Here is a 25,472-nt window from a genome sequence, read left to right as displayed (position 1 = left end):
AATCAGGCTTCTGCCTGGTTCACCGACGGTGCAAGCGGTCCCCTGCCAACAGCAGGCAACGCGGAATCTCTCAGGTCCAATACAGAGCGGGGAGGAACCCATCCCACGCCGTGCCACCTTCGGCCGGCCAGATCTGGAGTTCCTCATGACGATTCATTCGCATCCAACATCGTTTGTTGACCGCCATATCGGCGCGCGCCGCCAGGCCGACATCGACACCATGCTCAAGGCCATCGGCTACGACAGCCTGGATGGCCTGGTTGACGTGGCCGTCCCCGCGCCCATCCGCCAGGAAACTGCGCTCAAGCTGACCGACGCCCTCAGCGAGGTTGAAGTCCTCACGGAACTGCGGAAGCTTGCCGCCAAGAACAAGACGGCAGTCCAGATGATCGGCCAGGGCTACTACGACACCGTGACTCCACCGGTGATCCGCCGCAACATCCTGGAATCCCCGGCCTGGTACACCGCCTACACGCCCTACCAGCCGGAGATTTCCCAGGGCCGGCTTGAGGCGCTGCTGAACTTCCAGACCATGGTGCAGGACCTGACGGCGCTCCCGGTAGCCAACGCTTCCTTGCTGGACGAGGCAACGGCCGTGGCCGAGGCCGTGCTGCTGATGCGCCGCGCCAACAAGACCAAGCCCGCGAAGGACGGCAAGACGGTGCTCGACGCCGACTGCCTCCCCCAGACCATCGCCATCGTGCTGGGCCGGGCGGAGGCGCTCGGCTTCGAGGTGGAGGTCGCCGACCTGTCCAAGGGCCTGCCCGACGGCGACATCAACGGCGTCGTGCTGCAGCAGCCCGGGGTCTCCGGCCGCGTGTGGGACCAATCCGCCGTGATCGCCGCTGCCAAGGACCGGGGCGCGCTGGTCACCGTGGCTGCGGACCTGCTGGCCCTGACACTGATCACACCTCCGGGCGAGCAGGGCGCGGACATTGCCGTCGGCTCCACCCAGCGTTTTGGCGTGCCGCTGTTCTTCGGCGGCCCCCATGCCGCCTACATGGCCGTCCAAAAGGGAATGGAACGTACCCTCCCGGGCAGGATCGTGGGCGTCTCCAAGGACAACGCCGGCACGCCTGCCTACCGGTTGGCACTGCAGACCCGCGAGCAGCACATCCGCCGCGAGAAGGCCACATCCAACATCTGCACCGCCCAGGCGCTGCTGGCCATCGTGTCCTCCTTCTACGCCGTTTACCACGGCCCCGACGGCCTGAAGGCGATCGCAGAGACCGTCCACCACAAGGCCAGGGTCCTGGCAACAGCACTCACGTCACTGGGCCGCGAACTGGTCACGGACTCCTTCTTCGACACCCTCACCGTCCGCGTTCCGGGCAAGGCCGCCAAGGTGATCACCGCCGCTGAAGCCCGCGGCATCAACCTGCGCTTCATCGATCCGGACACGGTGGGCGTCTCCGTTGATGAGACGACGACGGCGGCAACACTTTCCGCCGTCGCCGTCGCCTTTGGCGCCGGTCCGGTGGGTGACGCCCAGGGATTCGAACTGCCCGACACTATTTTGCGTTCCTCGGCCTACCTGCAGCACCCGGTCTTCAACACGCACCGGTCCGAAACCCAGCTGCTGCGTTACATCCGCAAGCTCTCGGACCGCGACCTGGCGCTGGACCGCACCATGATCCCGCTGGGTTCATGCACCATGAAGCTGAACGCCACGGCCGAGATGGAAGCCATTTCCTGGCCGGAGTTCGCCTCGATCCACCCGTTCGCCCCGGACTCCCAGACCGAAGGCTGGCGCGAACTCATCGCCGGCCTGGAAGCGGACCTCGCCGAGATCACCGGGTATGACCAGGTGTCCATCCAGCCCAACGCGGGCTCGCAGGGCGAACTCGCCGGGCTGCTCGCGATCCGCGGCTACCACCATTCCCGGGGCGAGCAGCAGCGCAACGTCTGCCTGATCCCGGCCTCGGCGCACGGCACCAACGCCGCCTCCGCCGTGCTCGCGGGCATGAAGGTGGTCGTGGTTGCCACGGCTGCCGACGGCACCATCGACCACGACGACCTGACGGCCAAGATCGAGGCCAACAAGGACGTCCTCTCGGCCATCATGATCACGTACCCGTCCACGCACGGCGTGTACGACTCCGATGTCCGCGAAGTCTGTGACGCTGTGCATGCTGCCGGCGGCCAGGTCTACGTTGACGGCGCCAACCTCAACGCACTTGTAGGGCTGGCCCAGCCGGGCCAGTTCGGCGGGGACGTGTCCCACCTGAACCTGCACAAGACCTTCTGCATCCCGCACGGCGGCGGGGGACCCGGCGTCGGGCCCGTTGCCGCCAAGGCGCACCTGGCACCGTTCATGCCGGGCGACGCGAACAAGGCGGCGCACGAAGCCGGGCACGGTGTGGCGATCTCGGCGTCCCGGTTCGGTTCGGCCGGCGTGCTGCCGATTTCGTGGGCGTACGTGAAGCTGATGGGCGGTGAGGGCCTGACCGAGGCCACCAAGTCCGCGCTGCTGGCGGCCAACTACGTCGCGTCCCGCCTGAACGAGTACTTCCCGGTCCTCTACACCGGTGAAGGCGGGCTGGTGGCGCACGAGTGCATCCTGGACCTGCGCGAACTCACGGCGAAGACGGGAGTCACGGCCGAGGACGTGGCCAAGCGGCTGATCGACTTCGGTTTCCACGCCCCCACCCTTTCGTTCCCTGTCGCGGGCACGCTGATGGTGGAGCCCACCGAGTCCGAGGACCTGGCCGAGATCGACCGCTTCATCGAGGCCATGATCACCATTCATGGCGAGATCCAGCAGGTGGCCAGCGGCGACATCACCCTGGAGGCATCCCCGGTGCGCAACGCACCCCACACGGCGGCCGCCGTCGTCAGCTCTGGCTGGGACCGCGCCTACCCGCGGGAGCAGGCGGCCTTCCCCGTTGCCTCGCTCCGCCAGGACAAGTATTTCCCGCCCGTCGGCCGGATCGACGGCGCCGCCGGCGACCGGAACCTGATCTGCTCCTGCCCGCCCCTCGAAGCGTTCGAGGACAGCACAGCCGAATTTGAGAACTGAGGACTTCCAATGACTGAGAACTACACCGCTCTTTTCGAGCAGCACAAGAAGGCCGGGGCCTCGTTCACGGACTTCGGCGGGTGGCAGATGCCGCTCAAGTACGAGTCTGAACTCGCGGAACACCATGCCGTGCGCAGGGCGGCCGGCCTGTTCGACCTCTCCCACATGGGCGAGGTCTGGGTGACAGGCCCCGACGCCGCCGCGTTCCTGGACTACGCCCTTGCCGGCAAACTGTCCGCGGTGGCCGTGGGCAAGGCAAAGTACTCGCTGATCTGCAACGCCGATGGCGGCATCATCGACGACCTCATCACCTACCGCCGGCCATCCCCCGAAGAGGGCGTGGACAGGTACCTGGTGGTGCCCAACGCGGGCAACGCCGCAGTGGTGGCCAAGGAACTGCTGGAACGCGCCGCCGCCTTCGACGTCACTGTGGAGGACGCCTCCGCCGACACCTCGCTGATCGCCGTCCAGGGACCGAATTCCGAAGCGATCCTCCTGACGCTGGTCCCGGCCGAACAGCACGCACTGCTCACCGGGCTCAAGTACTACGCCGCCGTCGAGGTGGGCATCGCCGTCAACGGTACGGTCCAGGACCTGCTCGTGGCCCGGACCGGCTACACCGGCGAGGACGGCTTCGAGATCTATGTTCCCAACCTGGACGCCCCCGCACTGTGGGAGGCCCTGCTCCAGGCCGGCGAAGGCTCCGGCCTGGTTCCAGCCGGACTGGCCGCACGCGACTCGCTCCGCCTCGAAGCCGGGATGCCGCTCTACGGCAACGAACTCTCCCGCCACGTCAACGCCTACGCGGCCGGCCTGGGCCCCGTGGTGTCGCTGGCGAAGGAGAGCGGCTTCGTAGGCAAGGACGCCCTGGCCGCCATCAAGGCCGCAGGAGTCGGTTCAAGCATCGGGCAGAAGCTGGTGGGCCTCAAGGGTGCCGGACGCCGCGCTGCCCGCGCCCATTACCCCGTCCTCAAGGACGGCACCCTGGTGGGCGAAGTAACCTCCGGCCAGCCCTCCCCCACCCTCGGATACCCCATCGCCATGGCCTACGTCGACGTCGAATTTGCTGAAGTCGGGACCGTCCTGGACATCGACCTCCGCGGCAAGCCCGAGCGCTTCGAAGTCGTCCCCCTCCCCTTTTACAAGCGCCAGAAGTAAATCGATTTCGCCCAACCACCACAGGTTTTGAAGAGAAGGAAAGTAGACAATGAGCAAAGTTGTTTCTGAACTGAAGTACTCCGCCGAGCACGAGTGGGTTGCTGTTGACGGATCCGGCCCAGCGGGGATCGGGATTTCCGCCGTTGCTGCCGACGCCCTGGGCGACATCGTGTACGTGGACCTCCCCGAGGTCGGCTCCACCGTGACGGCCGGCGAGACCTGCGGCGAGGTGGAATCCACCAAATCCGTCTCCGACCTCTACGCCCCCGTGACCGGTGAGGTCACCGAGATCAACGACGGCGTGGTCACGGACCCCGCCCTGATCAACAGCGATCCCTACGGTGCGGGCTGGCTCTTCAAGGTGGCCGTTACCGAGGAAGGCCCGCTCATGTCGGCAGAGGAATACGCCGCAGCAAACGGCGGCGAGCTGTGAGCGCCCCGGCAGAAGTGGGCGCCTTCGAGCAGGTGGCCTCCCCAAGCCTGAACGCCGACCTGTCCATCCTGGACCCTGAGGTTGCCGCGAAGATTGACGACGAGCTTGGCCGCCAGCGCGACGGCCTGGAGATGATCGCGTCCGAGAACCACACGGCCGCTGCGGTCATGCAGGCCCAGGGCTCGGTCCTGACCAACAAGTACGCCGAAGGCTACCCCGGCAAGCGCTACTACGGCGGCTGCGAGCACGTGGACGTCATCGAGCAACTCGCCATCGACCGGGTCAAGGACCTCTTCGGCGCCGGGTTCGCCAACGTCCAACCACACTCCGGTGCACAGGCCAACGCCTCCGTCATGCACGCCCTGATCAAGCCCGGCGACACCATCATGGGCCTCAACCTGGCGCACGGCGGCCACCTGACCCACGGCATGCGGATCAACTTCTCCGGCAGGCTCTACAACGTGGTCCCGTACCAGGTCCGCGAGGACACACACACCATCGACATGGCAGAGGTGGAACGGCTGGCCCAGGAGCACAAGCCGCAGCTGATCGTGGCCGGCTGGTCCGCTTACGCCCGCCAGCTGGACTTCGCGGAATTCCGCCGGATCGCCGACTCCGTGGGGGCCTACCTGATGGTGGATATGGCGCACTTCGCCGGGCTCGTCGCCGCGGGCCTGCACCCGTCGCCGGTCCCGCACGCCCACGTCACCACGTCCACCACGCACAAGACCCTCGCCGGTCCGCGCGGCGGCATCATCCTGACCAACGACGCCGACATCGCCAAGAAGATCAACTCGGCTGTGTTTCCCGGTCAGCAGGGTGGCCCGCTGGAACACGTGATCGCCGGCAAGGCCGTGGCGTTCAAGATCGCGGCGTCCGAAGAGTTCCGCGAGCGGCAGGAGCGAGTCCTTGCCGGTGCCCGCCTCCTGGCGGAACGCCTGGTCCAGCCGGACGTCACCGCCAAGGGCATCAGCGTGATCTCGGGCGGCACCGACGTGCACCTGGTCCTGGTCGACCTGCGCAACTGCGACCTCGACGGGCAGCAGGCCGAAGACCGGCTCGCCGCCATTGACATCACCGTCAACCGCAACGCCGTTCCCTTCGACCCCCGCCCGCCCATGGTCACCTCAGGCCTGCGCATCGGCACGCCCGCACTGGCCACCCGCGGGTTCGGCGAGGACGCCTTCCGCGAGGTTGCGGACATCATCGCCCAAGCTTTGATCGCCGACGCCAACGCCGACCTCTCCGGTCTGCGTCACCGCGTCGAGGTCCTGGCTTCGGCGCATCCGCTCTACCCGGGCGTGGCACCTCTGTCCTGAGGGATCGTGATCGCTAACGGGCCCGGCGGACCGGACATTTTCACGCCTGCTGCTCCTTCGTCGCTTTGACGCAGGCTTTCGAAAAGTCCGGCTCCGCCGGCCCCTCGTGGGCATGTCGCCTTGGTGACAGACCCTGGGAGTGGGCGGGGCATCCGGCAGCGTGCGTCCAAGGGAGCGTCACGTCCGCTTAGCGGGCGTCTTCGCGACCGAGCACGCAGAGGATGTCCTGCCCGCCCACCCCAGCCCGGCCACACCAACCGAACCACAGTTTCAGTAAGGATTTAGTTATGGCAGTCGGAGTCTTTGACCTGTTTTCGATCGGGATTGGGCCTTCGTCTTCGCATACTGTGGGGCCGATGCGGGCTGCTGCGGTGTTCGCTGAGGAGCTCAAGGGCCTGGGTGTCCTGGGTGATGTGGCGGGGTTGCGGGTTGATTTGTATGGGTCGTTGGCGGCGACGGGTCATGGGCATGGGACGATGACCGCCGTTTTGTTGGGGTTGGAGGGGTTCCATCCGGAGTTGATCCTGCCCGCCGAGGTGGAGGAGCGGCTGGCCTCGATCGCGGAGACCGGGGTCCTGAACCTGGCCGGTGCTGTGGCCTTGCCGTACGGGGTGAAGGACATGGTGCTGCGGCCGTTGACGGTGTTGCCGCGGCACACGAACGGGATGACGTTCACGGTCACTGATGCGGCCGGGGAGGTGCTGCATGCGGCGACGTTTTTCTCGGTGGGTGGCGGGTTCATCGTCCGGGAGGGCGAGGAGGACGCGGCGCAGCAGGAACTGGACGCGTCCAAACAGGAACTGCCGCTGCCGTTCCGGACCGCGGCGGAGCTGCTGGGGCACTGCGCGGCGACCGGGCTGGGCATCGCCGACGTGATGCTCGTGAACGAAAAAGTCTCCCGGGACGAGGAGCAGATCCGGGCGGGGCTGCTGCAGATCTGGTCGGTGATGGAAGGCTGCGTGGGCGCCTCGTTGAGGCGGGAAGGGGTGCTGCCGGGCGGGTTGAAGGTCCGCCGCCGCGCCCCTGACTGGCACGACCGGTTGAAGAAGGAATCCGCGGGCGCCCCGGTCGAGGAGACGGATGCGGCGTGGGACGCGGGCCCGTTCGATGCCAGGTATTGGCAGGAGTGGGTTAATTTGGTGGCGTTGGCGGTGAATGAGGAGAACGCCTCCGGCGGGCGGGTGGTCACCGCCCCGACGAACGGGGCGGCCGGGATCATCCCCGCGGTGCTGTTCTACGCCCTGCATTTCGCCCCGGGCATGGACAAGGCCACCCAGGAGGACCGGGACGCGGTGGTGGTGCGGTTCCTGCTGGCCGCGGGCGCGGTGGGGGTGCTGTACAAGGAACAGGCCTCGATCTCCGGGGCCGAGGTCGGCTGCCAGGGCGAGGTGGGGTCGGCGTCCTCGATGGCGGCCGCGGGCCTGGCCGAGGTCATGGGCGGGACCCCGGCGCAGGTGGAGAACGCCGCGGAAATCGCAATGGAACACAACCTGGGCCTGACCTGCGACCCGATCGGCGGGCTGGTCCAGGTCCCCTGCATCGAACGGAACGCGATCGCGGCCGCGAAAGCGATCAACGCCGCGAAAATGGCGCTCTGGGGCGACGGCACCCACCGCGTGTCCCTGGACGAAGTCATCATCACCATGCGCGAAACCGGCAAGGACATGTCCTCCAAATACAAGGAAACCGCCATGGGCGGCCTCGCCGTCAACGTCGTCGAATGCTGACCGGCAACAACCTGCCGCGAATCCCCAAGCAAGCAAAGGAAACAACCATGACATTGGCACCTGAAGGCCGGAAGATGCTGCGGATTGAGCAGCGCAACGCTGCGGTCCCGGTGGAACGCAAACCGGAGTGGATCAAGGCCAAGGTCCAGATGGGCCCGGAATTCGTCGGCCTGAAGAACCTGGTGAAAAAGGAAGGCCTGCACACCGTCTGCGAAGAGGCCGGCTGCCCCAACATCTTCGAATGCTGGGAAGACAAGGAAGCCACCTTCCTGATCGGCGGCTCCGAATGCACCCGCCGCTGCGACTTCTGCCAGATCGACACCGGCAAACCCTCACCCCTGGACCGGTTCGAACCCACCAAGGTGGCCCGCTCCGTCCAATCCATGCAGCTGCGCTACGCCACCGTCACCGGCGTCGCCCGCGACGACCTGGAAGACGAAGGCGTCTGGCTCTACGCCGAAACCGTCCGCAAAATCCACGAACTGAACCCCGGCACCGGCGTGGAACTGCTCATCCCGGACTTCTCCGGCAAACCCGAGCACATCAAGGCCATCTGCGACTCCGCCCCCGAGGTCTTCGCGCACAACGTCGAAACCGTGCCCCGGATCTTCAAGCGGATCCGCCCCGCGTTCCGCTACGACCGCTCCCTGGACGTCATCACCCAGGGCCGGAACCTGGGCATGGTCACCAAGTCCAACCTCATCCTGGGCATGGGCGAAACCCGCGAAGAAATCAGCGAAGCACTCCGCGACCTCCACGCCGCCGGCTGCGACCTGATCACCATCACCCAGTACCTGCGCCCCTCCGAACGGCACCTGCCCGTGGACCGCTGGGTCAAACCCCAGGAATTCGTGGACCTCCAGCACGAAGCCCAGGAAATCGGCTTCCTCGGCGTCATGTCCGGCCCCCTGGTCCGCTCCTCCTACCGCGCCGGCCGGCTCTGGGCCACCGCCATGCGCAAAAAAGGCCGCGACATCCCCGCCGAACTCGCCCACATCGCCGACGGCATCCAGGACTCCGGCACCACCCGCCAGGAAGCCGCCACCCTCCTGGCAGGCTAAGGAGCCCCTGCACGCACCCGTGAACCTAGCTTCTGCCGCGCACCACGGGAATGCTCGCCGTCGGCGGTCCGCTCGGGAAGACCGTGGGCTCCGGCTCCGGGATGCGCTCCAGGTGCACCTGCACGGGCTGGCCCGTGACCATCAACCGCTGGCCGCGGACGTCCACCTCCAGGGGTTCGCCCTCCTGGACCGTGAGCGTAATGGCGTCGGCAGAAAGCCGGACCAGCAGCAGGCGGCCGCGGATCTTCAGGTGGAAGGCAAGCCCTTCCCACTGTCCGGGCAGGCGCGGATCGAAAAACGGGACCGGGCCCTGGTCGCGCAGTCCGGCGAAGCCGCACACCAGGGAACTCCATACGCCGCCTGTGGACGCGATATGCACGCCGTCGATGGTGTTGCCGTGGGTGTCGTCGAGGTCGATGAACACGGCGTTGGTGAAGTGGTCCAGGGCCTCCTTGAAGTAGCCCACCTCGGCAGCCATGATGCCCTGGACGCAGGCGGACAGGGTGGAGTCGCCCGTAGTGATGGGATCGTAGAAGTCAAAGGCGCGCTGCTTTTCCTCCGCCGTGAAATCCTGCCACTGCAGGAACATGGCAAGCACCGTGTCGGCCTGCTTGAGGACCTGGTGGCGGTAAATCACCAGCGGGTGGAAGTGCAGGAGCAGCGGATACTTGGACCGCGGCGTGGTCCAGTCCCAGGCCTCCAGGGTCATGAAGTCATTGTCCTGGGAGTGCACCTGCATCCGCTCGTCGAACGGAAGCTGCATCCGGCTGGCCGCGGCTTCCCACATCTGGCGCTCTTCGTTGGTGATTTCGGCATGCTCAAGCGCGGCGGCGGCACGCAGGTTGAAGCGGGCCATCACGTTTGTGTACAGGTTGTCGTTCACCACGGCCGTGTACTCATCAGGGCCGGTGACGCCGTGGATATGGAAGAGGCCGTCCTTGCCGAAGAAGCCCAGGGAGATCCACATCCGGGCGGTCTCGATCAGCAGCTCGGCACCCATTCCTTCCCGGAAGGCGGCGTCGCCGGTGGCCCAGAGGTACCTGTTGGTGGCAAAGGCGATGGCGGCCGCGATGTGGAACTGCGCGGTGCCGGCGGCGTAATAGGCGCTGGCCTCGAGCCCGTTGATAGTGCGCCACGGGAAGAGGGCGCCGTCAACGCTCAGCTCCTTGGCGCGGATCTTGGCTTCGGGCAGCATGCCGTGGCGGAACTCCAAAACCTGCCGGGCGCCGTCGGGATTGGTGTAGGTGAGGTACGGCAACAGGTACACTTCCTGGTCCCAGAAGTAGTGCCCCTCGTAACCCGAGCCCGTCACGCCCTTGGCAGGGATGCCGGCAACATCGGCGCGCGCGGTGGCCTGCGCCAGCTGGAACAGGTTCCACCGGATAGCCTGCTGCAGGCCGGGCCCGCCGCCCTCAACCACAATGTCCGATGTGGCCCAGTAGCCGCGGAAATGGGCTTCGCTCTCGGCAAAGATGTCATTCACCGGGCGCAGCGCCTCTTCGGCCACTGCAGCTGCGTCGACGTCAGGGTCCTGCACCGTGCGGCCGGCGGCGTAGCTGACGCTCTTTTCCAGCCGGAACGGCTCGGCGGCATCCACTGCCAGGACGTACCGGACGCTGCTGTCGTCCTGGTCCACCAGAGTCTCGAACGGCTGGTGCCCGGGGGACGTCCAGTGGTCAACCGCGATCCCCACGCGCTGCTTTGATTCGGAGGCCTCCCAGGACAGGCGCAGGGAGCCATCGCCGCCGTCGAGCCGCACGGGCAAAAGCACGCGCCCGGCGTGGCGGCCGGCGCGGCGCGGATCATGCACGGAGTGGTCTTCCACCGGCTGGTCCTGCCGGTTGATGACGGAGGAGGTGACGTCCAGGGAGACCTGGCGGTCCGTGGCAACGTCAAGCGAAATACCAAGGCTGCCGCGGGAGGCGAAGCCAACGGCCCGCCGTTCCGTGGTGGTCACCACGGCGCCGGACCGGCATTGCCAGGTGATGCGGCATTCGTAGATGCCGGTGCAGAAGTCGATGCTGCGCCGATAGTCGACGACCTCGGATTCGGCCAGGCTCAGGCTTTCCCCGTCCACCACCACCGTGAAGTTGTTGGCGTCCGGGATGTAGAGGATGCGCTGCCCCGTCCGGGCGAACCCAAACGCATTCTCGGCGTGCTTGATGTCCCAGATTTCGTGCAGCCCGTTGATGAAGCTGCCCGGGAGTTCGGCGTCGGCCGCAGCCCAATGGGCACCCCGGATGCCCAGGTGCCCGTTGCCCAGGGCAAACAGGGTCTCAAGCGTTCCCGCGTTTTCGGATTCATGGCGCGTTTCAACGAGCTGCCAGGGGGTGTCGGGGAACCGTTCGCGGTCCGCGGTGATCAGTGCCATGGTCGGGGTCCTTTTGGCGATGCCGTGCGGGCGGGCGGGCCGGCACGGAGTATTCGGGGGAATGCGGTATTCGAATTGGTGCTGCCGGGGAAGCAGCAGGGGTTGCCCGGGGAAAGGCAACGGGGTTTCTGGCGGCGGGTTTAGGGAAGAAGTTCCTGGAGGTCGTTGACCACCAGGGTGGCTCCGGCATCGAGCAGCGTCTGCCGCCCTGCGCCCCGGTCCACGCCAATGACCGAGTGGAACGATCCCGCGTGTCCGGCCTGCACGCCGGACACGGCGTCTTCCACCACCACGCACCCGGAGCTGGACAGGTCCAGCAGCTTGGCTGCGTATTCGTAGGTGGCCGGGCTTGGCTTTCCGGGGAGGCCACGCTCTGCGGCCACCACCCCGTCCACCACGACGGCGAAATGGTGGCTGAGTCCGGCGGCCTTCAGGACGGCGGGGGCATTGCGGGAGGAGGAGACGACGGCGACCTTGAGTCCGCGCTCAAGCGCAGCCTGGAGGAAGCGCACCGAGCCTTCGAACGGTTCGACGCCGGCGCTCACGATGTCGTTGAAGATCGCGTTCTTCCGGTTGCCCAGGCCCTGGACCGTGTCGTTGGAAGGGTCGTCATCCAGCGGGCCTTCCGGCAGCGTGAGTCCCCGGGAAGCCAGGAAGTCGCGCACTCCGTCAAAGCGGGGCTTGCCGTCGATATGGTCGAAGTAGTCGCTTTCGCTGTAACCGGAGACCCCCGGCTGCGAGGCCAGGTATCCGTCGAACAGTTCCTGCCAGGCACGCTCATGCACAGTGGCCGTGGGCGTCAGCACCCCGTCCAGGTCAAACAGGATTGCTGCCGCGCCGGTCCAGGCGGCGGTATCAGCTGCAGTTTGTTGTGTCATCAGCAGTGCGGTGTCCTCTCGGGTTGCGGACTACCGGCCCTGCCGGGACAGCCTGAAGGAAGGTGCTGCCGGCGCATTTGCGCACAGCATCGCTTCCTTGCCCGCCCACTGCAGGACCGATCATGGCCGTAGACGAGTGTAAGCGCTTGCAAATTTGACTTGCAAATGTTTTTTTAGCCGTTCACACAACTGCCCACGGCCATGCAACGGCATAGGGGTCAGCGCAGCACGTAATGGCGCAGGAAGGCGCTGACGTCCACCATTTCCGCCTTGGACATGGCGTGCCCCATCCCCGGGTAGGTGCGGGCAGTCAACAGCGTGTTCTTTTCGAGCCATTCGGCGGTGTAGGCAACGGCGTCTTCGTTAATCACCAGGTCCGCCTTGTCCCGGCCCCAGAAGAATGGCGGCTTGGCCTCGAACGAATCCATCACGGAGAGGAGCTCGTTGTTGAGTACGAAGCCGGACAGCCCCACGACGGCCTTATAGTCTTCGGGATGCAGCCGCAGGAGGGTGCTGGCCATGGCCATGCCCTGGGAGTACCCCATGAGGCTGACGCTGCTGTGCCGGTCCTTGACGGAACTGATCCAGGCGTGCACCGCGTTGGCGGCCGAGATGACGTCCGCAAAGTCGTTGGCCAGGAAGTAGTCGAGCAGGAACCAGCCCCAGTGGTCGCCGATGGGCATGGGGGCCCGCAGCGCCGCGAAGGTGAACTCCTGCGGCAGGTACTCGAACAGGCGCACCATCCGCGACTCGTCCGTCCCGTATCCATGCATCATCACCAGTAAGGGAGTGCCGGCGCGTTGCCCTTCCGGCCTGGACCACACAACTGTTTCCACCGGACAAGCCTAGCCATGGAACCGCGCCGTCCCGGGCGGGTCGTTGAATCCGGAATCACAGGGAGGTAGCGTGACGCTTGACAGACAGCAGGCTTAGCTTTCGAAGTGTACGCACCACCTTTCCGTCAGGCCCTACCAGCGCCGCGCAGGACGCGGCCCTAAGGAGCAAGTCATGAGAATCGGCTCGTCAATCTTCCTCATCGCCCTCGGCGCCATCCTTGCCTGGGCCGTTGCTCCAGGGCTGATTCCATTCGTGGACCAGCAGCTGGTGGGCTACATCCTGATGGCCGTGGGCGTGATCGGACTGATCGCTTCGCTCATCCTCGCTTCCCCCGGCCGCAGCCGCCGCGTGAGCGAGTCCCGCTCCGTCATTGACCCCAATACCGGCGAGCGCATCACCCGGCACGAAAGCCGCGACGGCGGCGTCTAAGCAAGGCGCAATTCGGGGCAGGTGCCCGGAGAGGCGTCGATGAAAACCCGGAAAGCCGGGCTGGACAGAACCTGTCCAGCCCGGCTTTCGCCATTCCCGGCAACGCCCCCCAAGAAACGCAAATATTGTTTCATGTTGGTTTCCATTGACAAACCAACAGAAGCAAAGATAAAGTCAAGTAACTCAACATCGATGTGATGCCAGTCACGTCGATGTCGGGAACCCGCAAGGCAACAGAAACAGCAGGACCTACGCAACGGAGGGTACGTGTTCGCCGAGGAGCGCCAGCAAAAGATTGCCGAGCTTGTCGCCGGCAGTGGCCGGGTCAGTGTGACCCTGCTGGCTGAGCGCTTCAGTATCACCACCGAAACAGTCCGCCGGGACCTTGCAGCCCTGGAAAATGCCGGCACTGTCCGCCGTGTCCACGGCGGCGCGGTAGCGGCAGACCGCTTCAGCACCACCGAGGAAAGCGTTACTGACCGGGCCATCCAGCGGCCGGACCAAAAAATCCGGATTGCCGAAGCCGCCCTGGCCCTGATCCCCCGGAACTCGTCCGCCAGCGTCCTCATGGACGGCGGCACCACCACCGAGGTGCTGGCAGACATGCTGGCGCGGCGCACCGCCGTCGAACCTTCCGACGGGAACGGACCCCACCACGAACTGGTGGTCATCACCCACGCCGTCCCCATCGCCAGCAAGCTCTCCAACGTCCCCGGCGTTGCCCTGCAGATCCTGGGCGGCCGGGTCCGCGGAATCACCCAGGTGGCCGTGGGACAGGCAACCGTGAACGCCGCCGCCCGCATCCGCCCCGACCTAGCGTTCATCGGCACCAATGGCATCCACGCCACTTTTGGCGTCAGCACTCCCGATCCTGAAGAAGCAGCCGTCAAGGCAGCCTTCGTCCAGTCGGCACGCCGCATTGTGGTGCTGGCCGACTCCTCCAAGCTGGACACGGAAACCCTGGTCCAGTTCGCCTCCCTGAAAGATCTGGACACCTTGATCACAGACAGTGAACCCGGACCTGAGCTCGCAGCCGCCCTGGAAGATGCCGGCGTAGACGTGGTGGTCGCATGATCATCACCTTCACGGCCAACCCCAGCCTTGACCGGACCGTCGCCCTCCCGGGCCCGCTGGAAAGGGGTGAAGTGCAGCGCGCCGTCTCCGTCCGCCAGGAGTCCGGCGGCAAGGGCGTCAACGTCTCCCGTGCACTGGTGGCTTCCGGCCTGGAGTCGCTTGCCGTCCTCCCCGGGGCGGACGGCGATCCCGTCCTCGCCGGCCTGCGTGAAAGCGCAGTTCCCTTCGTCTCGCTCCCCATCGATGAGCCGCTGCGCACCAACGTGGCGCTCACCGAGCCCGGCGGCGTGACCACCAAGATCAACGAACCCGGCCCCGTCCTGGGCGCCGACCAGCAGGAAGCCCTCGTCAAGCTGCTGCTGGAAAGCTCCCGCGGTGCCAGCTGGGTGGTCCTGGCCGGCTCGCTGCCGCCTGGATTCCCGGACAACTTCTACGCCACGGTGGCCCGGCGGATCCGGGAGGCGGGCAACGGCACTGCGCCGCTGATCGCCGTCGACTCCTCCGGGGCGCCCCTGGCCGCCGCGTTGACTGGCAACGGCGCCTCTGACGCCGGAACCAGCGGCGGACCAGGCACCGGCGGCGGAACAACCACAGGTTCCGGGAAACCGGACCTCCTCAAGCCCAATGCCGAGGAACTGGCGGAGCTGGCCGCAGCCGCCGGCTTCGCCCCGGCCTCCGGTGACGAACTGGAAGCGGACCCGGCTGCTGCCGCGGCCGCCGCAGCCGCCGTCGTACGTTCCGGTGTGGGTGCTGTGCTGGCAACTCTCGGTTCCAAGGGAGCTGTCCTTGTTACGGCCGACGGCGCGTGGCTGGCCACGCACCCGCCGGTCGCCGCGGTCAGCACGGTTGGCGCGGGCGATTCCGCTCTTGCCGGCTACCTGCTTGCCCACGGCCGGGGCGCCACCCCTGCCGACTGCCTTCGCCAGGCGGTGGCCCATGGTGCCGCCGCTGCCTCCCTGCCGGGTTCCACTGTTCCGGCAGTAAACCAAACCACCCCGGATGCCGTAACCATCACGGCCCTTCGAAAGGATTGACAGTGACCCAGCTCATCACCACGGAACTGGTCGAGCTCGACCAGAACCTGGGCAATGCCCCCGAAACGGTGATCCGGCATCTGGCAAGCAAGGTAGCTGCCGCCGGACGCGCCTCAGAAGTCGAAGGCCTGTTCGCAGACGCCTTCGCCCGCGAGCAGAAGACGGCCACCGGAATCCCCGGCGGCATCGCCATCCCGCACTGCCGCTCTGCAGCGGTCACCGTGCCCACCCTGGCCATGGCCCGGCTCAACCCGAAGGTGGACTTCGGCGCCAAGGACGGACCGGCAGACCTGGTGTTCTTCATTGCCGCTCCGGACGGCGCGGACCAGGAGCACCTGAAGCTGCTGTCCAAGCTGGCACGGTCCCTGATCAAGAAGGACTTCACCGCAGCCCTCCGCAACGCTTCATCGGAAACGGAGATTGTGGAACTGGTCGAAGGCGCACTGGCTGACAAGCCGGCCGCACACGCCGCACCCGCCCCCGCTGACGCAGTCCCGGTTGGCGCCGGCGTCGGTTCAACCGGTTCCCCGGCTGCTGCCGGTGCGCCCGCAGGGGCATCGGCAGGTTCCGCCGGCAAGGGCCCCAAGCGCCTCGTCGCCGTCACCGCATGCCCCACCGGCATCGCACACACCTACATGGCGGCCGATTCCCTCGTGGCAGCCGCCAGGGAAGCAGGCGTGGACCTGCAGGTGGAAACCCAGGGTTCCTCCGGCGCCAAGGCGCTGGACCCCGCCGTCATCGCCGCGGCGGACGCCGTGATCTTCGCCGTGGACGTTGACGTGCGCGGCAAGGAGCGCTTCGCCGGCAAGCCCGTCATCAACGCCCCCGTGAAGCGCGGCATCGACGAGCCGGACAAGATGGTCCAGGAAGCGCTCGCCGCAGCCGACAACCCCAATGCCCGGCGCGTCCCGCACTTCGGGGCTGAGGAGCAGGCCGAGCACGAGGCTGAGGAAAAGGGCGAGCACATCGGGCAGAAGCTCAAGAAGGCCCTGCTCACCGGTGTCAGCTACATGATTCCGTTCGTGGCAGGTGGTGGCCTCCTGATCGCCCTCGGCTTCCTCATGGGCGGCTACCTGATCACCAAGTACGCAGACAACATCGTGGTCCAGAACAGCCTCTTCAACCTGCCCACCGAGTTCCCTGACAACGCCTGGGGCCCGCTGGGCGCCTACCTGGGCGCGGTGCTGTTCAAGATCGGTGCGCTTTCACTGGGCTTCCTGGTCCCGGCGCTGGCCGGCTACATCGCCTACGCGATCGCTGACCGTCCGGGTATCGCCCCCGGCTTCGTTGCCGGTGCAGTGGCCGGATTCATGGGAGCCGGCTTCCTCGGCGGTATCGTGGGCGGCCTGCTCGCCGGTTACATCGCCCACGTGGTGGGCCGCCTGCAGGTGGCCCGGTGGCTGCGCGGCCTGATGCCGGTGGTCATCATCCCGCTGCTGGCATCCCTGGTGGCTTCCGGCCTGATGTTCGTCATCCTTGGCGGACCGATCGTGGCCATCACCAAGGGCCTGAACGCGTGGCTGTCGGGCCTGACCGGCGCCGGCGCCATCGCCCTGGGCGTAATCCTGGGCCTGATGATGTGCTTCGACCTCGGCGGACCGGTCAACAAGGTTGCCTACTCCTTCGCCGTCGCCGGCCTGGGTGCAGCAACCATGGACAACCAGGCACCGTGGCAGATCATGGCAGCCGTCATGGCGTCCGGCATGGTTCCCCCGCTGGCCATGGCACTGGCCTCCACCGTCCTGAACAAGAAGCTCTTCAGCCTGGCTGAGCAGGAAAACGGCAAGGCCGCCTGGCTGCTGGGGGCCTCTTTCATCTCCGAAGGTGCCATCCCCTTCGCCGCAGCCGACCCGCTGCGCGTCATCCCCGCCAGCATGCTGGGCGGGGCCGTGACCGGAGCCATCTCGATGGCGGCGGGCGTGGGGTCCAAGGCGCCCCACGGCGGACTCTTCGTGTTCTTCGCCATCGACAACTTCCTGATGTTCGTCGTCTCAATCGCCGTCGGCACGGTAATCACCGCGCTGTCGGTCATCGCCCTGAAGCGCTGGGCAGTCAAGAAGACCGTTGATACGGTTGAACCGGTTCCCGTAACCGTCTGAACCGGCTTAGCCGCATACCCCACCGGCCGCTGAACCCTCAGCACGCCGAAAGACTAAGGAGCAACAATGCCAGAACGCACCGCAACCGTCGCCAGCCGCGTGGGCCTGCACGCCCGCCCCGCCGCCATCTTTGCAGAGGCAGCCGGCGAGTACGACCTGGACATCACCATCGCCCGTGAAGGCGAGCCGGTCGACGAGGCGATGGACGCCGCCAGCATCCTGTCCCTTATGAGCCTGGGCGCGTCGCACGGCGACGTGGTGGTGCTCCGCGCCGAAGGTGCCGGTGCGGACGATGCGCTGGACCACCTGGTGCAGATCCTGGAAACGGACCACGACGCCTAGCAGCAGCCACGCTGCCTGAGGGCAGCACACAAGCCGGCGGCCGCCGTCGGATGTTCCCCCATTGGAAGAACATCCGACGGCGGCCGCTTGGCTTTTAAGCGTTGGGCACCCCGGTTAAGCGTTGGTTCCAAGGGAGGGCGGGTCAGCGGCGTTCAGCGAGCGCCTTGACGTCGGCCAGGAGCTTGTCCCACATGGCTTTCGAGTGCGCGGCGGCTTCCTCGGTGGGGTTCCTGTCCTGGGCCAGTGTCAGCCGGGTGGCGCCGCCCTGGTCCTCGAGCGTCCATTCGAGTGTGTGGTAGTTGTCCGGCTCGTCCTCCTGGCCGGACAACGGGCTGAAATGGGTGTGGACCAGTTTCCGTCCCGGTTCAACCGCCAGGATTTCGCCTTTGTCCTGGTACGCCTTTCCTTCCCACTCGCCCTGCCAGGTGATGGGGCTTCCAACGTTCCAGTCGGTCTCCAGCGTGGTCCCGAACATGAACTCCTTTACGGCAGCCGGGTCCGTGATCACCTCCCACACCCGCCCAGGACTTGCGTTGATGGTGGTGGCGGACGTTGCCACATGGTTCTCCGCCATGGCTCAGGCTTTCCTGGCCGTGAAGAGCAGGTACTCCCATTCCATCTGGAAAGGCACGTCGCCGTGGGCGTCGCCGAACGAGTCCGCCAGTTCCGTGAGGGCCTGGTCCAGTGCCTTGACCTTGTCCTGGTCCTCGCCCAGTGATTTGTACACGGAGATCATGGGGCCGTAATGGGACTTGAAGTACCTGACGAAGTCCGCGGGCTGGTGGAAGCTCTTGACCGCCAGGTTCTGCTTGCGGGTATGGATTTCGGTAACCCTGTCGCCCAACAGTTTGCGGACATGCTCCTCGCTCCCCCACAGCGGCGCCGGCTGCGCGCCCGGCGGGGGCGGTGGAGCGAACGGCTTCATCGCGGTAAACATCTGCCCGATGAACCCTTCCGGCGTCCAGCACAGCAGCCCTATGGACCCTCCCGGCTTGCACACCCGGAGCAACTCGTCGGCCGCCGCCTGGTGGTGCGGCGCGAACATGACGCCGATGCAGGACATCACAGCGTCGAACTCTGCATCGCCGAAGGGCAGGGCTTCGGCGTCCCCTTCCTGCCACTCGAGGCTGACGCCGCGGTTCGCGGCTTCCCGGCGCCCCGCCTCGAAAAGCTCGGGGGTGAGGTCGCTGGCCACCACTTTGGCACCCATCATGGCTGCGGGAATGGCTGCATTGCCGGTTCCTGCCGCCACGTCGAGGACCCGCTGGCGCGGCCTGATACCGGAGGCTTCGACGAGGACGGCGCCCAGTTCCAGGAGCATCTCATCGGCGAGGGCCGGGTAGTCACCTGACGCCCACATGGCCCGGTGCTTCTTCTTCAGCTCCCGGTCAGCGTCCATCACGTCGGTCTGGTTGTCCATGTCCGTGCCCCTCTACGTGTCCGTTCAAAATGGGCGACAGCACACTGTTGGCACAGCGGAGGCTGCGATGCGACTCATTGTGGACGCGATACAGGCCGCTGTAAAGGCAGGATTGCGGCTGGGCGCCCGGGTCAGGCAGGCTTGCGCGCCCTGGTGGCCTTGGCCGCAGGCTTTTCTGCGGTCTTGGTTCCAGTGGACTTGGTGTCCGTGGACTTGGCCGCTGATTTAGACGCTGTTGATTTGGAGGCGGTTGATTTGGCTGCACCCGATTTGGCGGCCGTTGACTTGGAAGCCGTCGATTTGGCTGCGCTCGACTTGGCGGCAGCGGTTTTCGGAGCCGGGGACTTCGCGGACGCTTTCCGCGCCGGTTTGGCGGGCTCGGCCTCCTCCTCCCCGGTATCTGCTTCGTCGTCGGAAGTCCCCGTGGCAGCGGCCTCGCCGCCGCCACGCTTCCTGTCCAGGCTCCGCTTGAGGGCCTCCATCAGGTCGATGACCTCGCCCTTGCCGCCCTCACCGGCTTCGACGCCGAAGGTCTCCTCCGTGTCCAGCGATTCACCCTGTTCGAGCTTGGCCTCGATGAGCTGGCGGAGCTGCACCTGGTACTCGTCGGTGAAGGACGTGGGGTCGAAATCGGCAGCCATGGACTCCACCAGCGCCGCGGACATGTCCCGTTCCTGGGCGGAGATCCTGATGTCGGCGTCCAGGGCGGGAAAGTTCGCCTCCCGTACCTCGTCGGGCCAGAGAAGGGACTGCAGCACCAGCACGTCGTCCTTGATCCGCAGGGCCCCCAGCCGGGTTTTCTCCCGCAGCGCGAACTGGACGATGGCCACCCGGTCCGTGTCCTCCAGGGCCCGGCGGAGCAGCACGTAGGCCTTGGGCGACTTGGAGTCCGGCTCCAGGTAGTAGCTCTTCTCGAACATCATGGGTTCGAGCTGCTCAGACGGAACGAACTGCACCACCTCGATCTCGTGGCTGTTCTCCGCGGGAATGGACTTGAGCTCATCCTTGGACAGGACCACCGTGCGGCCGTCCTCCTCGAACGCCTTCTCGATGTCCGAGTAGTCCACCACCTCGCCGCACACTTCGCACCGGCGCTGGTAACGGATCCTGCCGCCGTCGGCATTGTGAACCTGGTGCAGACTGATGTCATGATCCTCAGTGGCGCTGTAGACCTTGACGGGCACGTTGACCAGCCCGAACGCGATGGCACCTTTCCAGATGGCTCTCATTCATACAGTCAACATCAGAGCGGGCCGGAGGTGAAGCCCCGTGGCCGGGAGTAGGGAACGTGTCCGGGTAGCGGGGCGCGAACTGACGCTGACCAACCTGGACAAAATCATCTATCCGGAGACCGGCACCACCAAGGCGGACGTGCTGGCCTACTACGCCGCGGTGGCCCACGTCCTGATCCCGGCGGCGGCCAACCGTCCCGCCACGCGCAAGCGGTGGGTCAACGGCGTGGGCACCGGGGACAAGCCGGGTGAGGTGTTTTTCCAGAAGGACCTGGAGGATTCAGCGCCGGGCTGGCTGCCACGGGCGGCGATCACCCACAAGGACCGGACCATCTACTACCCGTTGGTCAACGACGCCGCCACCCTGACCTGGTTCGGCCAGATCAACTCGATCGAAATCCACGTACCGCAGTGGCGGGTGGATTCGCATGGCAACCAACTCAACCCGGACCGGCTGGTGCTCGACCTGGACCCGGGCGAAGGGGCCGGGCTGCCCGAATGCCGCGAGGTGGCCCTCCTGGCGCGGTCCATCCTGCAGGATGTGGGCCTGGACCCGGTGCCGGTCACCAGCGGCAGCAAGGGCATCCACCTCTACGCGGCGCTGGACGGGACGCAGACCTCTGAGCAGATCTCCGCTTTCGCCCGGGAACTGGCCCGGGCCCTTGAAGCGGACCACCCGGACCTCGCCGTCAGCGACATGAAGAAATCGCTCCGTGCGGGAAAGGTACTGGTGGACTGGAGCCAGAACAACGCCGCGAAGACCACCGTGGTCCCCTACTCACTGCGGGGCCGGCCCACGCCCCTGGTGGCCGCACCACGGACCTGGCGGGAAATCGCATCCCAGGGGCTCAAGCACCTGGACTACCAGGAGGTCCTGAGCCGGGTGCGCGACGGCAAGGACCCTTTCGCCGCCGTCGTCAATGCCGGGGCCCGTGCCGCAGCCGGCGCTGCGGAAGGCGCTGACGGCACTCCCGACGGCGGCCCCGGCCAGGGGGAGGCATCCCACGACGGCGATCCCCGCCTGGGCAGGTACCGTTCCATGCGCGATCCCAAGGCAACGCCCGAGCCCTTCGCGGGCATCCCGGCCGGTGGCAACAGCTTTGTGATCCAGGAGCACCACGCCAGCCGGCTGCACTACGACCTCCGGCTGGAACACGAGGGTGTCCTGGTGTCGTGGGCCCTGCCCAAGGGCATTCCGGAGTCCGGGGCCAAGAACAACCTGGCGGTCCAGACCGAGGACCATCCCATGGACTACCTCACCTTCCACGGCACAATCCCCAAGGGACAGTACGGGGCGGGCGTCATGACCATCTGGGACACCGGCACGTACGAACTGCACAAGTGGATCAACGGAAAGGAAGTCATCGTCACCCTGACCGGGTCGGAGGGCGGCGGCCTTGGCGGGACCAGGAAGATCGCGCTTATCCATACGGGCCGCGGACAGGGCAAGGACGCCGAAAGCCAATGGCTGGTCCACCTGATGGACCAGGAGCATCAAGGCGGACGACGGCGGCACGCGGCCCCGGCAGCGACGGAGCCGTCGCAGGAAGCAGGCGCAGTGGACCCTGCACCGGCCGCCGCGCCTGCTGAAACTGCGGACCTCGCCAACGGCGCTCCCGCAGACCCACTGGAATACCAGCCCATGATGGCCACCTCCGGGAACACCAGTGACCTGCAGGGCAGCGCATGGCAGTACGAGCTCAAATGGGACGGCGTCCGGGCCATCCTGGTGGCAGACCGTGAGAGGGTCCGGATCTTCTCCCGCAACGGCAACGACGTCAGCCGCACCTATCCCGAGTTCACGGACCGGGCCTGCTGGCCGGAGCACCCTTTCGTGGCGGACGGTGAGATCATCGCCGTCGGGCCCGGCGGGAAACCCGACTTCGGCCTGCTGCAGGGACGGATGAAGCTGACCCGGGCCGCCGACGTCGCCAAAGCCCGCACCACCATCCCGGTCCAGCTGATGCTGTTCGACCTGCTCTTCGACAACGGAGAAGACCTCCGGCGCAAGCCGCTCAGCACCCGGCGGCGCCGGCTGGAGGAATTCTTCCGCCCGTCCGGCTGCCCCGTGGAACTCTCCATGGTGCTGGACGAACCTGTGGACCTCCTAATGGAAAGCGCGCAGGAGCTTGGGCTGGAAGGAATCATGGCCAAGCGGACGGACAGCCGCTACGTGAGCGGCCAGCGGACCCGGACGTGGATCAAGCTCAAGACGGAACAGACCCAGGAAGTGGTGGTGGGCGGCTGGCGGCCGGGAAAGGGCGGACGCCAGGACACGGTGGGGTCGCTGCTGGTGGGAATTCCCGACGGCGACAAGCTGCAATACGTCGGCAGGGTGGGCAGCGGTTTCAGCATGCGCGAACTCACGGAACTGCGGCAGACGGTGGAGCGGCTTGGCCGGAAGACGTCGCCGTTCCATGACGTCCCCCGCCCCGACGCCGCCGACGCCCACTGGGTCTCGCCGGAACTCGTGGGTGAGGTGACCTACGGCGAATGGACCGGGCCGGGCAGGCTGCGGCATCCCCGGTGGCGCGGCTGGCGCGTGGACAAGGACCCGGCCGAAGTGGTTCGGGAAGCCTGACCCGGGTTTTCGACGCGCCAACCACCCCACGACGCGCAAATTACCTGGCGCCCGCCAGATTTCGGGGGCGCCAGGTAATTTGCGGGTCGACGGCGGTTTTAGGTGCCGGTTACTTTAGGTGCCGGTTACGAGGAGTGCGGCATCTGCGGCCGGCCGGTGCGGTGGACGGCGGTCACGGCCGCCTCATGTCCCATCCGGCCATGGCCGGCAGCCCGGTCCTTGGGATGCCGGCGCTTCCCGTAGCCGTCCGGCCATCCACTTTGCTGCTCCATCGGGCCGGTGCCCATGACCGCAGGGCCCGGGGCCACCGGCGCATCCATGGCCGCCGCAAGGTGGTCCGCCACCTCGGGGTTGATATGGAACTGGTTGGACTGTTCACCCATTGTGGTTCTTCCCTTCTTTCCTTCGTTCTTCCTTGAAACGAAACGCCAACGAAAAGCGTCCGGGCGCGCGCGGACTGTTACCCGGAAAGAGGTGTGTTCATCGCTCTACCATAGGCATGCCACGGGGTCCTGTGAACCCCCTCCAAAGGCCGTGGCCCCGGTCACTTTCGCGGCCGCCATCACCCAAAAATGGGACCTGAAACGGTTCCGGACGGAAAATTTTTGGTAACACCGCCGTTGATCAGCGTGCTTCCCAGTAATGGCGCGGGAAAACGCGGCACAAAAAATTGCGGAATCCCCCCTGGAGTGGCCCAAAAGGGCGCACTCTACGCCATTGAACTGCCGGCGCGCTACAGAAATCCCGTAAAATTGAAGGCCTGCCCAGAGCGGGGCAGCTACAAGTCGCAAGCAAATGACCTCCATAGGAGTTGCCCAAATGCCCACAGACCGAAGCAGGACCGACTCTCCAGCAGGCGCCAGGAACGCCAGCGGAACAGACCCGGCAGCCCCCGTGGCTGCCAAGAAGCCCAGGCTGCTGCCGCGCCGCCGGCTCAAGGAATCAGATGTCAACGTGGTGGACCAGCCCATGCTCAAAAAGGCACTCGGCGGAACCATTGTTGGCAACACCATGGAATGGTACGACGTAGGCGTCTTCGGCTACCTCATCACCACCATGGGGCCGGTATTCCTTCCCGAGTCCGACCCCACCACCCAGACGCTGTTCCTGCTGGGAACCTTCGCCGCCACCTTCATCGCCCGCCCCCTGGGCGGCGTCATCTTCGGCTGGCTGGGCGACAAGGTGGGCCGCCAAAAGATCCTGGCCACCACGCTGATGATCATGGCGGCAAGCACCTTCGCCGTCGGCCTCCTGCCCGGGTACGCACAGATCGGGCTGTGGGCCGCCGCGCTGCTGGTGCTCCTAAAGGTCGTCCAGGGCTTTTCCACCGGCGGCGAGTATGCCGGTGCCACCACGTTCGTGAGCGAATACGCGGCTGACAAGCGCCGCGGCTTCTTCGCCAGCTTCCTGGACCTGGGCAGCTACCTCGGCTTCGCCATTGGCGCCGCCCTGGTTTCCGTCCTGCAGCTCACGCTTGGCCAGGACACCATGGAGGACTGGGGCTGGCGCATCCCGTTCCTGGTGGCAGGTCCGCTGGGCCTGATCGCCGTCTATTTCCGGAGCAAGATCGAGGAATCGCCGCAGTTCCAGGCAACCCTTGATGCCCAGGAAGAAAACGCCAAGAATGCATCCGCCGGAGACACCGCGACGGCCAAGGGACCTGTGGGCATCGTCAAGGCCTACTGGCGCCCCATCATCGTTGCCATGGTGGTGGTGGCCGCTGCCAACACCGCCGGTTACGCCCTCACCTCCTACATGCCCACCTACCTGACGGAGTCCAAGGGCTACGACGAAGTCCACGGCACGCTGCTCACCATTCCGGTGCTGGTGGTCATGAGCCTGTGCATCCCGCTGACCGGCAAGCTGTCCGACCGGATCGGCCGCCGTCCGGTGCTCTGGATCGGCGCCGTGAGCACCATCGTCCTGGCTGTTCCCGCATTCATGCTGATCGGCATTGGGCAGATCTGGTCCACCCTTGCAGGGCTTTCGCTGATTGCCTTCCCCGTGACCTTCTACGTGGCCAACCTGGCCTCGGCCCTGCCGGCACAGTTCCCCACGTCCAGCCGCTACGGAGCCATGGGCATTGCCTACAACTTCGCCGTGGCCATCTTCGGCGGGACCACGCCGTTCATCGTGGCAGCCCTGATCAGCGCCACGGGCAACGACATGATGCCTGCCTACTACCTCATGGCAACCTCCCTGGTGGGCGCCATCGCCATCTACTTCCTGAAGGAATCCGCCAACCGTCCCCTGCCGGGCTCCATGCCCAGCGTGGACACCCAGGCGGAGGCGAAGGAACTGGTGGCCACCCAGGATGAGAACCCGCTGATCGACCTGGACGAACTGCCGTTTGAAACCCAGGACGGCATCGACGCCCAGGCTGGCCGGAAGGTTCCGGCGGGAGCATAATCCCGCCGGCCGCCCGGGCACTCTTGTAGCCCACGCTCACAGGCCCGTC

The 25,472-nt window shown here is 66.3% G+C and carries 20 protein-coding genes; 13 read left to right on the top strand and 7 right to left on the bottom strand.

Annotated elements, in window-relative coordinates; translation table 11 throughout:
* Positions 1 to 145 precede the first annotated feature (145 nt).
* From gcvP to lipA, 6 genes are all read left to right on the top strand, one after another.
* Positions 146 to 3,019 (top strand): aminomethyl-transferring glycine dehydrogenase, encoded by a 2,874-nt coding sequence (gene gcvP, locus LDO14_RS02310; RefSeq protein WP_223993575.1) that lies wholly within the window; start codon positions 146 to 148, stop codon positions 3,017 to 3,019.
* Positions 3,020 to 3,028: 9 nt separating this feature from the next.
* Positions 3,029 to 4,177, top strand: a complete 1,149-nt coding sequence (gene gcvT, locus LDO14_RS02305; protein ID WP_223993573.1) for a glycine cleavage system aminomethyltransferase GcvT — start codon at positions 3,029 to 3,031, stop codon at positions 4,175 to 4,177.
* 49 nt (positions 4,178 to 4,226) lie between these two features.
* The gene (gcvH, locus tag LDO14_RS02300; protein WP_018772259.1) at positions 4,227 to 4,610 is read left to right on the top strand and encodes a glycine cleavage system protein GcvH; all 384 of its coding nucleotides are present in this window, start codon (positions 4,227 to 4,229) and stop codon (positions 4,608 to 4,610) included.
* The gene (gene glyA, locus LDO14_RS02295) at positions 4,607 to 5,929 is read left to right on the top strand and encodes a serine hydroxymethyltransferase (protein ID WP_276573327.1); all 1,323 of its coding nucleotides are present in this window, start codon (positions 4,607 to 4,609) and stop codon (positions 5,927 to 5,929) included. The genes gcvH and glyA overlap by 4 nt, the downstream gene beginning before the upstream one ends.
* A 287-nt stretch (positions 5,930 to 6,216) precedes the next feature.
* A complete protein-coding gene (locus tag LDO14_RS02290; protein WP_223993570.1) occupies positions 6,217 to 7,656 on the top strand; it encodes an L-serine ammonia-lyase in 1,440 nt (479 codons plus the stop codon).
* Between the two features lie 47 nt (positions 7,657 to 7,703).
* A complete protein-coding gene (gene lipA, locus LDO14_RS02285) occupies positions 7,704 to 8,717 on the top strand; it encodes a lipoyl synthase (protein WP_223993568.1) in 1,014 nt (337 codons plus the stop codon).
* Between the two features lie 25 nt (positions 8,718 to 8,742).
* Here the strand turns inward: lipA and LDO14_RS02280 are convergent, their stop codons facing one another.
* The 3 genes from LDO14_RS02280 to LDO14_RS02270 all read right to left on the bottom strand — a co-directional run bounded on the left by LDO14_RS02280 (position 8,743) and on the right by LDO14_RS02270 (position 12,802).
* Positions 8,743 to 11,088 (bottom strand): glycosyl hydrolase family 65 protein, encoded by a 2,346-nt coding sequence (locus tag LDO14_RS02280; protein ID WP_018769663.1) that lies wholly within the window; start codon positions 11,086 to 11,088, stop codon positions 8,743 to 8,745.
* Between the two features lie 140 nt (positions 11,089 to 11,228).
* Complete coding sequence (locus LDO14_RS02275; protein WP_223993567.1) at positions 11,229 to 11,966, bottom strand: HAD-IA family hydrolase; 738 nt, start codon at positions 11,964 to 11,966, stop codon at positions 11,229 to 11,231.
* Positions 11,967 to 12,184: 218 nt separating this feature from the next.
* The gene (locus tag LDO14_RS02270; protein WP_056391027.1) at positions 12,185 to 12,802 is read right to left on the bottom strand and encodes a phospholipase; all 618 of its coding nucleotides are present in this window, start codon (positions 12,800 to 12,802) and stop codon (positions 12,185 to 12,187) included.
* Between the two features lie 172 nt (positions 12,803 to 12,974).
* On the opposite strand from LDO14_RS02270, the gene LDO14_RS02265 reads away from it, so the two are divergent.
* From LDO14_RS02265 to LDO14_RS02245, 5 genes are all read left to right on the top strand, one after another.
* Positions 12,975 to 13,232, top strand: a complete 258-nt coding sequence (locus tag LDO14_RS02265) for a DUF6458 family protein (RefSeq protein WP_018769660.1) — start codon at positions 12,975 to 12,977, stop codon at positions 13,230 to 13,232.
* A gap of 267 nt (positions 13,233 to 13,499) precedes the next feature.
* Entirely contained in the window at positions 13,500 to 14,306 is an 807-nt protein-coding gene (locus tag LDO14_RS02260; RefSeq protein ID WP_134166074.1) for a DeoR/GlpR family DNA-binding transcription regulator, read from the top strand.
* Positions 14,303 to 15,340: a 1-phosphofructokinase family hexose kinase gene (locus tag LDO14_RS02255; protein WP_223993565.1), complete on the top strand. Its 1,038-nt coding sequence runs from the start codon at positions 14,303 to 14,305 to the stop codon at positions 15,338 to 15,340. The genes LDO14_RS02260 and LDO14_RS02255 overlap by 4 nt, the downstream gene beginning before the upstream one ends.
* A 2-nt stretch (positions 15,341 to 15,342) precedes the next feature.
* Entirely contained in the window at positions 15,343 to 17,439 is a 2,097-nt protein-coding gene (locus LDO14_RS02250) for a fructose-specific PTS transporter subunit EIIC (protein ID WP_056391033.1), read from the top strand.
* Positions 17,440 to 17,505: 66 nt separating this feature from the next.
* Positions 17,506 to 17,781 carry an HPr family phosphocarrier protein gene (locus LDO14_RS02245; RefSeq protein ID WP_018769656.1) on the top strand — a complete coding sequence of 92 codons (276 nt, stop codon included), beginning with the start codon at positions 17,506 to 17,508 and terminating at the stop codon, positions 17,779 to 17,781.
* A 142-nt stretch (positions 17,782 to 17,923) separates the two neighbouring features.
* On the opposite strand, the gene LDO14_RS02240 is transcribed toward LDO14_RS02245, so the two are convergent.
* From LDO14_RS02240 to LDO14_RS02230, 3 genes are all read right to left on the bottom strand, one after another.
* Positions 17,924 to 18,355 (bottom strand): SRPBCC domain-containing protein, encoded by a 432-nt coding sequence (locus tag LDO14_RS02240; protein ID WP_056391037.1) that lies wholly within the window; start codon positions 18,353 to 18,355, stop codon positions 17,924 to 17,926.
* 3 nt (positions 18,356 to 18,358) lie between these two features.
* On the bottom strand, positions 18,359 to 19,201 hold the full coding sequence (locus LDO14_RS02235; protein ID WP_223993563.1) for a class I SAM-dependent methyltransferase: 843 nt from the start codon (positions 19,199 to 19,201) through the stop codon (positions 18,359 to 18,361).
* 131 nt (positions 19,202 to 19,332) lie between these two features.
* Complete coding sequence (locus tag LDO14_RS02230) at positions 19,333 to 20,430, bottom strand: Ku protein (protein ID WP_056391040.1); 1,098 nt, start codon at positions 20,428 to 20,430, stop codon at positions 19,333 to 19,335.
* 40 nt (positions 20,431 to 20,470) lie between these two features.
* Here LDO14_RS02230 and LDO14_RS02225 point away from each other — a divergent pair, with 40 nt between their 5' ends.
* On the top strand, positions 20,471 to 23,014 hold the full coding sequence (locus LDO14_RS02225) for an ATP-dependent DNA ligase (RefSeq protein WP_223993557.1): 2,544 nt from the start codon (positions 20,471 to 20,473) through the stop codon (positions 23,012 to 23,014).
* Between the two features lie 125 nt (positions 23,015 to 23,139).
* Here the strand turns inward: LDO14_RS02225 and LDO14_RS02220 are convergent, their stop codons facing one another.
* A complete protein-coding gene (locus LDO14_RS02220; RefSeq protein ID WP_018769651.1) occupies positions 23,140 to 23,397 on the bottom strand; it encodes a hypothetical protein in 258 nt (85 codons plus the stop codon).
* A 436-nt stretch (positions 23,398 to 23,833) separates the two neighbouring features.
* Here LDO14_RS02220 and LDO14_RS02215 point away from each other — a divergent pair, with 436 nt between their 5' ends.
* Positions 23,834 to 25,423 carry an MFS transporter gene (locus LDO14_RS02215; protein WP_223993553.1) on the top strand — a complete coding sequence of 530 codons (1,590 nt, stop codon included), beginning with the start codon at positions 23,834 to 23,836 and terminating at the stop codon, positions 25,421 to 25,423.
* Positions 25,424 to 25,472 lie beyond the last annotated feature (49 nt).

This window comes from Arthrobacter sp. NicSoilB11 (genome assembly GCF_019977375.1).
Lineage (GTDB): Bacteria > Actinomycetota > Actinomycetes > Actinomycetales > Micrococcaceae > Arthrobacter.
This window is presented reverse-complemented; position numbering and strand designations above follow the sequence as displayed.

What these genes read in the sequence shown, in the direction of transcription:
- LDO14_RS02280 (WP_018769663.1), bottom strand. Translation starts at nt 11,088, where the DNA reads ATGGCACTGATCACCGCGGACCGCGAACGGTTCCCCGACACCCCCTGG.
- gcvH (WP_018772259.1), top strand. Translation starts at nt 4,227, where the DNA reads ATGAGCAAAGTTGTTTCTGAACTGAAGTACTCCGCCGAGCACGAGTGG.
- gcvP (WP_223993575.1), top strand. Translation starts at nt 146, where the DNA reads ATGACGATTCATTCGCATCCAACATCGTTTGTTGACCGCCATATCGGC.
- LDO14_RS02220 (WP_018769651.1), bottom strand. Translation starts at nt 23,397, where the DNA reads ATGGGTGAACAGTCCAACCAGTTCCATATCAACCCCGAGGTGGCGGAC.
- LDO14_RS02240 (WP_056391037.1), bottom strand. Translation starts at nt 18,355, where the DNA reads ATGGCGGAGAACCATGTGGCAACGTCCGCCACCACCATCAACGCAAGT.
- LDO14_RS02235 (WP_223993563.1), bottom strand. Translation starts at nt 19,201, where the DNA reads ATGGACAACCAGACCGACGTGATGGACGCTGACCGGGAGCTGAAGAAG.
- LDO14_RS02245 (WP_018769656.1), top strand. Translation starts at nt 17,506, where the DNA reads ATGCCAGAACGCACCGCAACCGTCGCCAGCCGCGTGGGCCTGCACGCC.
- gcvT (WP_223993573.1), top strand. Translation starts at nt 3,029, where the DNA reads ATGACTGAGAACTACACCGCTCTTTTCGAGCAGCACAAGAAGGCCGGG.
- LDO14_RS02230 (WP_056391040.1), bottom strand. Translation starts at nt 20,430, where the DNA reads ATGAGAGCCATCTGGAAAGGTGCCATCGCGTTCGGGCTGGTCAACGTG.
- LDO14_RS02265 (WP_018769660.1), top strand. Translation starts at nt 12,975, where the DNA reads ATGAGAATCGGCTCGTCAATCTTCCTCATCGCCCTCGGCGCCATCCTT.
- LDO14_RS02275 (WP_223993567.1), bottom strand. Translation starts at nt 11,966, where the DNA reads ATGACACAACAAACTGCAGCTGATACCGCCGCCTGGACCGGCGCGGCA.
- LDO14_RS02290 (WP_223993570.1), top strand. Translation starts at nt 6,217, where the DNA reads ATGGCAGTCGGAGTCTTTGACCTGTTTTCGATCGGGATTGGGCCTTCG.
- LDO14_RS02215 (WP_223993553.1), top strand. Translation starts at nt 23,834, where the DNA reads ATGCCCACAGACCGAAGCAGGACCGACTCTCCAGCAGGCGCCAGGAAC.
- LDO14_RS02255 (WP_223993565.1), top strand. Translation starts at nt 14,303, where the DNA reads ATGATCATCACCTTCACGGCCAACCCCAGCCTTGACCGGACCGTCGCC.
- lipA (WP_223993568.1), top strand. Translation starts at nt 7,704, where the DNA reads ATGACATTGGCACCTGAAGGCCGGAAGATGCTGCGGATTGAGCAGCGC.